This is a genomic window from Clostridium sp. LS (genome assembly GCF_002760435.1).
Classification (GTDB): Bacteria; Bacillota; Clostridia; order Clostridiales; family Clostridiaceae; genus Clostridium.
This window is the reverse complement of the sequence record NZ_AUUU01000101.1, coordinates 1-13,392: the sequence shown is the minus strand read 5'-3', so window position 1 is coordinate 13,392 and position 13,392 is coordinate 1. Positions and strand designations below refer to the sequence as shown.

The window sequence follows — 13,392 nt, the reverse complement described above, 5'->3', positions numbered from 1 at the left end:
CTTCTGCAATTATATGTACTACAAGTTTACCATAGTTTCCTTAAATTAACCTGAAATATTTATTTAAGACTAATTTAAGGTTAGGGTATTACAATACAGACATAAACCAAACACAGTGCATTTAGAAAATAAGAACTTTAAAGCTTCTAATAATATGAAAGTTTATCAAAAAAATAAAATAAGTATGAAATGAGGAATGAAAGATGATAAGAAAAAAATATAATAAAATAATTTCAGTGTTAATTGCAACTCTTTTAGTAGGAAGCACATTTATAGGATGTACAAGCAAGTTGGCAAATGCTGATGCTTCAGCTACGAGCACTTCTGTTGAACAAACCAAAGATACAACAATACTTGGAAGAGTCAAAGCTATAGATGGAAGTAATGTAACTATATCTCTAGGTGAAGAAGTTACTTCTGATAATTCATCTTCAGTGGGAAATTCACAAACATCGCCACAAGGAGAGACAGCTAATGGAGGTGAAGCGCCATCACAAGGAGGAGGAGCGCCAGATGGAGGTCAGCCACCAGCTCAAGGAAGCGGAACCTCTGATGGGACTCAAGGAACACCACCAAGTGGAGGTCAACCACCACAAGGAGGCGGAGGGCCAGGAATTGGAAACAGCAGTACTACCTCCTTTAAGCTAAGTGGAGAAGAGAAAATTATTAATATTTCAAATGAAGGAATCATATCTGTTACCAAGGGAAGTAAAACTGTATCTGGTACTTTAGCCGATATAACTATAGGAGAAATTTTAAGCATAAGTTATGATAGTTCAGGAAATATTTCAGGTATAACTGTAAAATCTAATAATACTACTTACACAGGAGGATCTCAAACTGGAAGCATTGCATTAACTGGAGCATATTCAGTAAATGGTGAAACAAAAACTTCTAAAGATGAGAAAATTACTACAGCTACAGCTAACCAAAATGCTATTTTAGTAAATAATGGCGGTACTTTAACAATTTCCGGAGCAACAATAACTAAATCTGGAGATACTACTTCAGAAGATGAAAGTAATTTTTATGGAGTAAATGGAGGTGTGGTTGCAGCTGGAGCCAGCAATATAACAATTAGCGATAGTTCAATTAATACAGATTCAGAAGGATCAAATGGAATTTTTTCAACAGGTGATGCATCGGTAATTAATGTTTCAAATGTTACTATTAATACAACTAAAAATTCCTCAAGAGGGCTAGATGCAACTTATAATGGTACTATTATTGCTAAAGATGTAAATATTACAACAAAAGGAGACCATTGTGCAGCACTCGCAACAGACAGAGGCGAAGGAACAATACATGTAACTGGTGGAACTATGAATACAGCAGGGGAAGGATCTCCGGCAATATATTCTACAGGTAATATTACAGTTAAGGGAGCAACCCTCAAAGCTACAGGATCGGAAGCAGCTTGCATTGAAGGAAAAAATTCTATTACTTTATATGATTGTAATATTACTGGTGAAAAGACAAACGGAGTTATGCTTTATCAAAGTATGTCAGGTGATTCCGGAGTAGGAACAAGTTATTTTAATATGAGTGGTGGTACTCTTTCATCATCAGCAGGGGCATTGTTCTTTATTACAAATACCGATGCACAAATTAATTTACATGGAGCTAAATTAAAAAATAGCACTGGAATATTATTAAATGCAGCAGCAACATCAAGATGGGGAAATCAAGGCACTAATGGAGGAAATGTTACTTTAAATGCTGATAGTCAAACTCTTGAGGGAACTATTGCTTGTGATAATATTAGTACAGTGATTTTAAACTTAATTAATAATTCTTCTTTAACAAGCACAATTAACGGAGATAATAAAGCAAAATCAGTCATTCTATCTTTAGATAAAAATTCTACATGGACAGTAACAGGAGCATCTTATATAACAGCATTGACAGATGAAGACACAAGTTTAGCTAACATAAAAGACAATGGAAATACAATTTACTATGATTCATCTAATAGTGCAAATAGCTGGTTAAATGGAAAGACAATCACTTTAAGTGGCGGCGGGCAACTTGTTCCAATAACTCAATAACTTATTATTATATATATTTACAAGCTTAATTCAAAAAATAATAATATTATAAATAAAGAGAATCAAGAAATATGATTCTCTTTTATTATGGAGATATATGGATTATAAGTAAAAATATCTATACTAATTATTAAAAGTGGGATATTATAGTAATATCGTTTAAACATTTTTTAAAATAAGAGAGGGAAATAGTAATGAGGTTTTTACCATTTATAAAAGGTCAGGATTTTCTAATTATCTATGCTTTATTTGCAATAGTAGGAGTAATAGTTATTCTGAAAATTATAAGAGATAATGACAGTAAGGATTTTATCATTTCAAACTTAAATGAAGAAAACTATTATGTGTTGAAAAATAAATATAATGTATATAATATGTTTTACTATATAACGTACAGGCTCTATGTGAAAGGATTGTTATTAAAAGATGAAGAAGAAAATAAATTTTATGTAAATAAGGATATGTCCACTTATTTATCTAATATAGAAGAGCAAGTATATATTTTATATATTGATAAGTTCGCACCTAAGGATTTTAAACCTAATATGATCAAAGAGATAGATCTTAGGAATTATTATAATAATATTTACGAGCAACTAGTGATGGATGGATTAATTAAAGATGATAAAATAATTAAAAATAATAAATTAACTTCCAATATGGGTATGATTGTTATATTTGTTCCAGGGATTTGGAGAATTTTTGGTGGAATAGTTAATGGTATGCCAGTAAGTGGCCTTATATTTGAAATTATTATAATATTTTTTATATTAAAAGTTATTCTATCTATTAAATTAAAATATAAGTTGACTAAAAAAGGAAAAGCATCAATGGAAGCTTATGAAAGATATTACAAAGAACTAGAGGTTAACGGAAATAATATAGGCAACAATAGTGAGAGCAGCATTCATGATTTTTTAATGACAAATTCTTGGAGGTATTTTTTAGGGGTGAGCTGCGTTAATTCTAATAATAACAATTTTACTAATAATGATTCAGGAGGGGCTAGTTCCTCTTGTTCATCATGTTCGTCAGGTTCCTCTTGTTCTTCATGTTCATCTTGCGGAGGATGCGGGGGAAATTAGTTTTGAAAAGATTACTATTACAATGGCATATTACTAATAAATGTAACAAGCGCTGTAAGCACTGTTACCAAGAAGATTATTATGGAACGGAATTTTCATTAGAGGAACTAATAAGCTTTGGAAAACAGTATTTGGAACTCTTATATGAGTTTAATAAAGTTAATAATCAAAACTTAAAAGGTCAAATTAACATAACTGGTGGGGAACCCTTTATTAGAAAAGATATTTGGGGATTATTAGATTTTTTTAAAGAGAATAATAAATATATTGAATTTGGAGTTCTTACTAATGGATCACTTTTAAACGAAGATGTAGTAAGTAGATTAAAATTTTATAATCCTAAAATGGTTCAAGTAAGTCTAGATGGAAGTAAAAAAACTCATGATAATATTAGAGGAAAGAATTCTTATACTGAAGTTATTAATTCTTTAAAGATGCTGAAAAAATATAAACTGAAAACCGTAGTCTCCTTTACTGCAAATAATAGGAATTATAAAGAATTTAAAGATGTTGTGAAGGTAGCTCAAAAATGCAAAGTGCATAAAGTATGGACAGATAGAATGGTATCAATTGGCTTTGGCAATAATAAAGATATTAGAACTTTAGATAAAGAGCAAGTTATTGAATATGTTAATATAATACGAAATGAGCAGACTAAAATATTAAATATGTTTTCTAAGACAATAATTTCAGGAGAAAGGAGCCTACAATTTCTAGGCGGATGTGGAAATTGCTATAAGTGTAGTGCAGGAGATGGCCTTATTATACTGCTTGAAAATGGCGAGGTGATGCCGTGCAGAAGATTACCGATAAAAGCTGGAAATATAAAAAATTCTTCACTAAAAGAGATATATTTTAATTCTAAAGTTTTTAAGCAATTAAGGAATTTTGAGAGAACACCAAATGGGTGTGCAAAGTGCAGTTTTTTAAAGTTATGTGGCGGCGGAGCAAAATGTATATCTTATGGAGTGTATGGTGATTATAAATACGGAGATTATGGATGCATGCTTAGGGATGAAGTATAGGAAAGAAATTTAAGTTTTATTTAAGCTTTATTTAATAATTTTAAATTACTACTTTAGTATAATATTTTTAAAAGGAGGCTTATATTTATGATAAATTTAAATAACATAACAAAAAGCTATAATGGTAGTTATAATGCCGTAAATAATTTGAATTTAGAGATTAAAGATGGAAAAATTTATGGACTGCTTGGGCCTAATGGTGCAGGAAAAACAACAACTATTAAAATGATAACAGGAATAATAGCACCATCTAAAGGTAGTATTGAAATAAATGGTATTGATATTAATGTTAATCCAATTAAAGCAAAAGAACAATTTGGTTATGTTCCTGATAGCCCAGATATGTTCTTAAGATTAAAAGGCATTGAATATTTAAACTTTATGGCGGATGTTTATGGGGTCTCAAAAGAGGAAAGAACAATTAGAATTGAGGAAATATCTAAAAGATTTGAAATGGGGTCTGCTTTGGGTGATAAAATTCAGACATATTCCCATGGTATGAGACAGAAAATAGTGCTGATGGGAGTTCTGGTACATAATCCAAAAGTATGGATATTAGATGAACCAATGACTGGGTTGGATCCAAAGTCAGCATTTATTTTAAAAGAAATGATGAGAGAGCATGCAGATGCAGGAAATACTGTGATTTTCTCTACACATGTACTTGAAGTAGCCGAAAAAGTATGCGATGAAGTAGCAATAATTAATAAAGGGCAATTAATATTTAATGGTACTTTAGAGAAGTTAAGAGATGAATTTAAAGCAAATGAATCTTTAGAAGAAATGTTCTTGGAGATGACTGAAAATGAATAGACTTAAATTAATAACAAGATATTTTGTAAGAAATGCCCTTGAAGAAATGTTTGCAAGCAGCAAACTCAAGCCGATTTTTATAGTAATATTAATGATGATTATAATAAGCATGATTTCGCTACCATTTACTATTATGATTGGTGCGAGTTATGATTCATTTCATTCAGTAGGACAAGAAGGAGCGTTATTAGCTTTTGTTTTATCAATTGGAGCAACTGTATCATTTTTCTTTGGTATTTACATAATTATGAATGTTTTTTATTTCGCAGAAGATATAGAAGTAATACTTCCTCTTCCTTTTAAAAGCAGTGAAATAGTATTTGGAAAGTTTATTGCTGTTTTAATAAATATGTATATATACACTGGAATGTTGATTTTACCGCTAATAGCATATGGAATTGCATCAAAGGCAAATTTTTTATATTACTTATATGGTATAATTGTAGTTATAATTACGCCAATTCTACCAATGATATTAGCTTCAGTTATTTGTATGGTATTAATGAGATTCACTAGTTTATCTAAACATAAAGATGCTTTTAGAATGTTTACAGGCTGTGTAACATTGATATTAGTAATTGGATTTAATTATTTTAATTCAAATTCAGGAAGAAATATGAACTCGCAGCAGCTTCTTGAGAAGTTTTCACAAGGTCATAATAATTTAATGGACATGATGATTGGGATATTTATAACAAATAAGTTTTCATCATATGCCTTGTTATATAACAATGAAGTTAAAGGATTGCTATATATTCTTATAGCTTTAGCATTAAGTATAATAATGTTTATTATATATTATTTTGTTGGAGGGAAATTATACCTTAAGGGAATTGTGGGGATTTCAGAAGCGTATAGCAAGAGAGAAAATATACTAGAAACTGGAGATGCAAGTAAATTAAATAAAATAAGTTCACCTTTAAAAGCATTAATAAAAAAAGATATAAAAATAATACTTAGAACACCGCAATTTTTTATTAACTGTGTAGCAATGATATTTTACATGCCTGCAATACTTGGAATGGGATTTTTATCACATGGCGATTTATCAAAATTTGCAGATATTTTGAATAAAAACACTGATTGGTATGGAATAGCTATAGTTATTGCATTTATTGGAGGAACTACATGTGTTATGACAGGAGGAGCTGCAGCAACAGCACTTTCTAGAGAGGGAAAAGATTTTATAGTTTCTAAATATATCCCAATAGATTATAAAATTCAATTGCATTCAAAGATAATATCATCACTATGTATAAACGAAATTGGAACATTAATAATTGGGGTAGGATTAATTTTAGTTAAGGCAGCGCCAATTCTATTTTTATTGGGCGTAATTTCATCTTTAGGATCAATATTATTGATAACCTTATTTGGAATATATATGGATTTTAGATCTCCAAAATTAGAGTGGGAAAATGAAAGGGCAATGTTTAAAAAGAATTATCTGCCGCTTTTAATTATGCTTATTGTGTTTATATTAGGAATATTACTTGTAATTGCAGCTTTACTCATAAAGAGTTATCTTGTAATTTTTAGTATTTGTATGTTTGCAGTTTTAGTTGGAAGTGGTATTTTGTATAGAAGTTTAATTAAGCACGCATATAAGATATATAATGAAGATTAGCTGTGGTTTTTAATTATACCCCTTGTTCTCGCTTTTTGCGAGAATGAGGGGATTAAAGTTATTTTGTATATTCCTTGTAAGTTAAGTGAACTGTAAAGCCAGTATCATCAAATTTATAATTTGTATTTTCAAGAGGGGGCCTGCCTGTAGCTAAATTCATTCCAATAGAATAAAGAGCTTCTGCAAGATCATGAGGCTCTACAACAACAGTTCCGGTCATATAACCTTTTTGTATTAATTCTTTGGCAGCCGGCATTCCATCAATTCCAACAACAGGGATTGTTTTTCGAATATCCCCTTTATTATAGCCATATTTTTGAAGGGCTTCAACAGCGCCTACTGCCATGGCATCATTATTTGAAATTATAGCTTCTATTCGGTTGCCGTTTCCAAGAAATAGAGAGTCAATAGAACTTTTGGCACAATCCTGCATCCATTCACAATAAGGTGCAGCAAGTTCTTCTGTTTTTATTCCTGAATTATTAAGTTCTAAAATAGAGTACTTTGTTCTTAAATATGTTAATGGACTACCAATTCTGCCTCTTAACATAACATATTGCAATTTACCATCATGGTTTTTATCTATAATATCTTTGTGAGCATTCCACTCATTTGCCAGAATTTTTCCTTCCATAGTGCCAGATTGTTCAAAATCGGCTCCAATAACAACAAACTTCTTATAAGGTTTTACAAAGTTTATTATTTCTTGAGCAGGATCTGGATTTAGAATCAGAGGAATATCTTTTTCCATGATTTTGCTTAATGTACCTTTTACATCATTTAAATTAGGACTGATTATGCCTATAATAAAAAGATCATAATCATCTGCGAGGGCTTTTTCAATACTTTCATTTTGCAATGTTTGATTGTCTTTTGCATTAAAGTAAGTAAATTTTACTTTATCTTCATTTTCTTTTTCTATGGCTTCTAAATTTTGCTTTAATAGAGAAATATACATAGCATTGGAATTATCAAAGAACACTCCTATTTTAACAGGTAGCTTTTTACTGGAATTTGAGCTTACAGGGATAATGTTTTTTGAAGTTCCAGCAGTTAGAACAATTGTCACAATTGGAATAATAATAAATAATAATAATTTTTTTAATATGTTCATTGCATCCTCCAATATACCTGTTTAATTATAATAATTATTTTTAGGATGCGTCTTAATTAATAAAAATATTCTAAATTAAATTAAATTACATTGGTTATTTTATTGTAGAAGTAGATAAATTCAATCTGTAAGTGCCGTATTTCATTATATCATCGAGTAATAAGTTTATTTCATCCATATTACTGCATATTACCTTAAGCAAGTAGCACCCGTCACCGCTAATTCTATGGGATTCTTTTATTATTGAATTTGTTTTTATTAATTTTGTTATCTGCTCATGTTTAGTTGTTTTCATAAAAATAGTAATATATGCAGTAATATTTTTCCCTAGTAGTGCATCATTTGTGCATATTGTATATTGAGTTATTATTCCTAAATTCTGTAGACGTATGATTCTATTTGAGACAGCTTGGGGCGTAAGGTGAACTTTTTCACCAATTATTTTTAGTGAAATCTTAGAATTAATTTTCAGCATATCTATAATTTTTAAATCTAATTCATCAAACATATAGTATTAAATCCTTTCAATTTGAAAGTGAAACATAGCAATTATTTTCACATATCAATTTAAATTTAAGATATTATGATTATAGCAAATATAGCCAAATCAATAAATGTAAAGGTGGAATGAAAATGAAAAAAGCATTGCTAGTAATTGATGTACAAAATGAATATTTTAATGGAAAACTTAAAGTGACATATCCACAAAATAGTCTTGATAATATTCTAAGAGTTATGGATTATGCAAAGGAAAATAATATTATAATTATTCTTGTTCAGCATACAGGAATAGATGGAGAAACTTTTATAAAGAACTCGAAAGGATGGGACATACATGCTGATGTTCTTAAAAAGGATTATAATTATATTATTGAAAAAACTAAGCCAAGCAGTTTCTATAACACTGATTTAGAAGATATTTTGAAGAGAGAAAATATTGAGGGGGTAATTATTTCAGGATATATGACACAAATGTGCTGTGATACAACGGCAAGAGATGCATTTCATAAAGGATATGCTGTAGAATTTTTAAGTGATGCAACAGGGACAATAGATGTTAGTAATAAAATTGGAACAATAAGTAGCAAAGATCTTCATAATGCAACTCTAATCGCTCAAAGCTTGAGATTTAGTAATGTATTAAGTACTAAAGAATTGATTGAAAAAAATAATTTATAAGCTTAATGATAAGGATAAATATGTTATAATAAAAATATAAGATACATGAAAGAAAATAATATTATATTGTGAAAAGTTAGTGGAAAATTGATAAATTATCTGAAATAAATATTTAAGACAGGCGCTAATTTATTTATTAGGCGCCTCTTTAACGTTACAAAATTTAATTTATAAATAGTTGTTTATTATTGGGGGGAATACATAATGATAAACCATGTAGGGACTATAGCAATAGAAACAGATAGGCTTATGCTGAGAAGATTTTCGATGGAAGATGCAATAGATATGTTTCATAATTGGACCCATGATTCAGAGGTAACTAAGTATCTTACTTGGCTTAATCATAAAAACATTGAGACAACCTATAAGATATTAAAAATTTGGAAAGATAACTATAAAAATATCGACTATTATCATTGGGCAATAGAATTAAAAGAAAGTAAACAAGTAGTTGGAAGTATAAGTTTGATAAACTTGGATGATTTCAATGAAAATTGTGAAATAGGATACTGCCTTGGAAAGGAATTTTGGAACAAAGGAATTACAACTGAAGCATTATCAAGCATAATAAATTTTACATTTAATCAATTAGGTTTTAAAAGAATTACGGGGAAACACCACATAAGAAATTTGGCATCGGGACGCGTTATGAAAAAGTGTGGATTAAAATATGAGGGTGTTCTAAGGAAAATAATTAAAGATGGTAATGGAGTTTTAATTGATTGTAAATGTTATTCGATCTTAAATGATGAATATTTAAATTAAAATACTTATGAATATACCAGTAACAAATATTGAAGCTTTAAAATATAATATTTTGAAAAAAAATATAAAGAGGAATGTTATGGATAGTACAAATAGCGGAAATGTTGCGGCTAATACAGGTGCTGCAACTCCAATAGCAGGCGCTAATCAGGCAGCAAGTACTGGAAGTACTGGAGCTAATATTGGTACAACTACATCTAATACTGGTAGACTAAAAATCCAATGTTTTAGAGGGGATGACTATATTCCTATTGATAGAGCCAGGATAACAGTAAGAGGAACATCGGATTCAGGAAATGGCAGAGCTATTGAGCTTATTACAGATACAGTTGGATTAACTCAGATTATCGAATTACCAGCACCTCTACTAGAATATTCTTTAAATCCAAACAGTAATCAAATACCATATAGCTTATATGATATAACCGTTGAAAGAGAAGGTTTTAATCCAATAATAATAAGAGGATGTCAGGTATTTCCTACTCAAGTTGCATATCAAATATGCAGTCTCGAGACTAGTTTAAGCAGAGGGCCTATGAGACAAGAAGTTATAAATATACAACCAAATACTTTGAATGGAAATTTTCCACCTAAGATACCTGAGGAAGAAGATAAGCCATTACCTCCACCAACATTAGGAGTTGTACTACCTCAGCCTGTAGTTCCTGAATATGTTATTGTTCATCAAGGTGGTCCCAATGATCCGTCAGCCCCAAATTATAAAGTGGGATTTAAAGATTACATTAAAAATGTTGCTTCATGTGAAATATATTCAACATGGACAGAGTCAGCACTAAGAGCAAATATTTTTTGTATTGTATCATTTACGTTAAACAGAATTTTTACTGAATGGTATCGAGGTAAAGGTAAAAATTTTGATATTACAAGCTCTACAGCCTATGATCAAGCATTTAATTATGGAAGAAATATTTATGATAACATAAGTCAAATTGTTGATGAGATATTCTCCACATATATAAGAAGAATTGGAAAGAAACAACCACTTTTTTCTCAATATTGCGATGGAAAGAGTGTTACCTGTCCTCAATGGTTAAGTCAATGGGGAAGCCAAGAATTAGGGCGTCAGGGTATGGTACCATATGATATTTTGACATATTACTATGGAAGCGATATTGAATTAGTTACAGCTCAAAAAGTTTCTGGAAGTCCTATGTCATACCCTGGACAACCGTTAACTATTGGATCATCAGGTCAATCAGTAAGGGCAATTCAAGGGCAATTAAATAGAATTGCAAGAAATTATCCTTTAATTCCAAAGTTGGCTGAAGATGGAATATATGGACCCAAAACAGCCCAATCAGTAAAAACATTTCAACAAATATTTACATTGCCACAGACAGGCGTAGTTGATTATGCAACTTGGTATAAGATATCAGATGTTTATGTTGGTGTCACAAGACTTGCAGAGCTTACTGCTACTGAATCAAGCAGATTGTGGAGAAGTAATGAGTTTAGACCTCCGGTTATACCAGGGTTAGATGATGAAAGGAACATTCCCAAATTTTATTATTAAATAAACTAAGAAATAGTAGTTCATTTTAAGTGGGCTGCTATTTTATTGAATTTTTATTTAATAATATTAATTAAAAAATATATAAAGTAAAGAGATGCTGATTTGCTTTAGCTTATAAAGATTTAAGAGAATAATTTATTCATAGAGCAAAATTATTAAAAAATTTGAGATAAAGAGCAATAAATGGGTAAAAGAATTTTACGCCTTTAGTGTAAGGTGGTAAAATAGAAAAAGATAAATTTATAATGAAAGGAATAAAAAGATGATAAGACAAGCAACTGAAAAAGATTTAGCGGATATTCTAGAGATTTATAATGATGCTATATTGAATACAACAGCAATTTATGCATATGAAGCCCATACTCTTGACGAAAGAAAAGAATGGTATAAAAAAAAGAAAGAAGACGGCTATCCATTGCTAGTATTTGAGAAAAATAAAAAAGTTGCAGGATTTGCTACATATGGACCATTTAGGGCTTATCCGGCATTTAAATATTCAATTGAGCATTCAGTGTATGTACATAAAGATTATAGGAATTTAGGAATAGGGAAAGCCTTATTAAATGAATTAATAGATATTGCAAATGCAGAGGAATATGCAACTATGGTAGCGTGTATTGATCGTTTAAATGAAAATAGCATTAAAATTCATGAAAAATTTGGGTTTGAATATTCTGGAACCATAAAAAAAGCCGGTTATAAATTTGGTAAATGGTTAGACTTGGTTTTTTACCAATTGGCTTTAACAGGGCCTAAGGTTCCTATAGAAAAATAGTTAAATTCAATAGGGGATTCAATCCCAAAATAGCCTGAAAAAATATTTTTTATACTATTTTATCAAAAAAGTTCTAATTTCACTGAAAATCCACAAACAAAGTACATTTCCACATAAAACGGGATTGTATTTGAATACAGTCTATTATACTATTTTGTTATCAAGTAAATACTGAAGATTACTGCTATGTTCTTTATTTAATCATTTACAAATATTTATACCTAATTAGATTAATATTTTTAAGTAGCCTTCAATTACTATATTTTAACAAAAGAGGAGAATTATCTATGAAAATTAGAAAGTTAATTGCGATGGCCGTGGTAAGTACAGTAATATCAACGATCATACCAGTAGCGGCAAATGCTGCTTGGAAGACAGATTCACAAAATAATTGGAGCTGGGTAGAAAATGACAATACAGCAACAGGTTGGAAGCTAATTCAAGGAACTTGGTATTATTTTGATAGTAATGGAATTATGAAAACTGGTTGGTTAAAAGATACGGATGGAACCTGGTACAACTTAGCACCTAGTGGGGAAATGAAAACTGGTTGGTTAAAAGATACAGATGGAAACTGGTATTACCTAGCACCTAGTGGGGCAATGAGAACTGGTTGGTTGAAGGATACAGATGGAAATTGGTATAACCTAGCATCTAGCGGGGCTATGAGAACTGGTTGGTTGAAAGATACAGATGGAAATTGGTATTATCTAACATCTAGTGGAGCAATGAAAACTGGTTGGTTAAAAGATACAGATGGAAATTGGTACAACCTAGCAGCAAGCGGAGCAATGAGAACTGGTTGGATATTGGATACAGATGGAAAATGGTATTTTGCAAATTCATCTGGAGCAATGCAAACAGGTGTAATTGAAGTAGAAGGTCAAACATATGCCCTTGCTGAAGATGGTGCTATGCTAAGCGGAAATATTGTAGTTGCTGGAATAAATTATACGACTGATGCAAGTGGTGCAATTGTTGGAGACAAGCCATCAGCACAAAATAAAATATATAATAATGATGGTGTACTTATAACAGCTGCTAGCACATTTACATCAGTAACAGATAATTCAACATTAAATGATGAGGCAACATTAGGTATTATAGGAACAACAGCTACATCAAGTACTACTTCAGCGGCAGTAGCAATAACAGATGGAAGAGTAGCTATTACGTCAGAAAGCGAGGGGACAGCTATAATCACAGTAGCAGATGATTCCAATCATCAGGCGAAAATAGATGTGTCAGTAGCTTCAGGTGGAGCTATAACAATCGAAAAAATAACAAAATATGTTGCTGGATTAGATACAAGCGCAATAGATACAGAAATAGCAGCAGCGAATTCAGCAAAAAAGGATATTGTTATAAGTGCAGATGGAACAGATGTTAATGCAACTTCAAAATGGGTAACGCAAGACGTTAATGAT

The 13,392-nt window shown here is 30.6% G+C and carries 12 protein-coding genes; 10 read left to right on the top strand and 2 right to left on the bottom strand.

The features are described 5' to 3' along the window. Nucleotides 1-203: 203 nt before the first annotated feature. The 5 genes from COL3_RS20180 (at nucleotide 204) to COL3_RS20160 (ending at nucleotide 6,598) form a co-directional block, all read left to right on the top strand. Complete coding sequence (locus tag COL3_RS20180) at nucleotides 204-2,048, top strand: hypothetical protein (RefSeq protein WP_008421030.1); 1,845 nt, start codon at nucleotides 204-206, stop codon at nucleotides 2,046-2,048. A gap of 194 nt (nucleotides 2,049-2,242) precedes the next feature. Then, nucleotides 2,243-3,133 (top strand): hypothetical protein, encoded by an 891-nt coding sequence (locus COL3_RS20175; protein ID WP_008421028.1) that lies wholly within the window; start codon nucleotides 2,243-2,245, stop codon nucleotides 3,131-3,133. A 2-nt stretch (nucleotides 3,134-3,135) separates the two neighbouring features. Then, nucleotides 3,136-4,158, top strand: coding sequence for a radical SAM protein (locus COL3_RS20170; RefSeq protein WP_008421026.1), 1,023 nt, complete (start codon nucleotides 3,136-3,138; stop codon nucleotides 4,156-4,158). Nucleotides 4,159-4,245: 87 nt separating this feature from the next. Next, nucleotides 4,246-4,971: an ABC transporter ATP-binding protein gene (locus COL3_RS20165; RefSeq protein WP_008421023.1), complete on the top strand. Its 726-nt coding sequence runs from the start codon at nucleotides 4,246-4,248 to the stop codon at nucleotides 4,969-4,971. Then, on the top strand, nucleotides 4,964-6,598 hold the full coding sequence (locus COL3_RS20160) for a hypothetical protein (RefSeq protein WP_008421021.1): 1,635 nt from the start codon (nucleotides 4,964-4,966) through the stop codon (nucleotides 6,596-6,598). Before COL3_RS20165 ends, COL3_RS20160 begins: the two co-directional genes overlap by 8 nt. Before the next feature lie 58 nt (nucleotides 6,599-6,656). Here the strand turns inward: COL3_RS20160 and COL3_RS20155 are convergent, their stop codons facing one another. Then, complete coding sequence (locus COL3_RS20155; protein ID WP_008421019.1) at nucleotides 6,657-7,712, bottom strand: galactose ABC transporter substrate-binding protein; 1,056 nt, start codon at nucleotides 7,710-7,712, stop codon at nucleotides 6,657-6,659. Between the two features lie 94 nt (nucleotides 7,713-7,806). Further along, entirely contained in the window at nucleotides 7,807-8,220 is a 414-nt protein-coding gene (locus tag COL3_RS20150) for an AsnC family transcriptional regulator (RefSeq protein WP_008421017.1), read from the bottom strand. 125 nt (nucleotides 8,221-8,345) lie between these two features. Between COL3_RS20150 and COL3_RS20145 the strand changes: the two genes are divergently transcribed. From COL3_RS20145 to COL3_RS20125, 5 genes are all read left to right on the top strand, one after another. Further along, the gene (locus COL3_RS20145) at nucleotides 8,346-8,891 is read left to right on the top strand and encodes a cysteine hydrolase family protein (protein WP_008421016.1); all 546 of its coding nucleotides are present in this window, start codon (nucleotides 8,346-8,348) and stop codon (nucleotides 8,889-8,891) included. 204 nt (nucleotides 8,892-9,095) lie between these two features. Continuing rightward, complete coding sequence (locus tag COL3_RS20140) at nucleotides 9,096-9,656, top strand: GNAT family N-acetyltransferase (protein WP_008421014.1); 561 nt, start codon at nucleotides 9,096-9,098, stop codon at nucleotides 9,654-9,656. Nucleotides 9,657-9,735: 79 nt separating this feature from the next. After that, complete coding sequence (locus COL3_RS20135; protein WP_008421011.1) at nucleotides 9,736-11,190, top strand: peptidoglycan-binding domain-containing protein; 1,455 nt, start codon at nucleotides 9,736-9,738, stop codon at nucleotides 11,188-11,190. A 262-nt stretch (nucleotides 11,191-11,452) separates the two neighbouring features. Further along, nucleotides 11,453-11,965: a GNAT family N-acetyltransferase gene (locus COL3_RS20130; RefSeq protein ID WP_008421009.1), complete on the top strand. Its 513-nt coding sequence runs from the start codon at nucleotides 11,453-11,455 to the stop codon at nucleotides 11,963-11,965. 287 nt (nucleotides 11,966-12,252) lie between these two features. Then, the coding region (locus tag COL3_RS20125) for an N-acetylmuramoyl-L-alanine amidase family protein (RefSeq protein ID WP_099716695.1) at nucleotides 12,253-13,392 on the top strand (1,140 nt) is incomplete at its 3' end.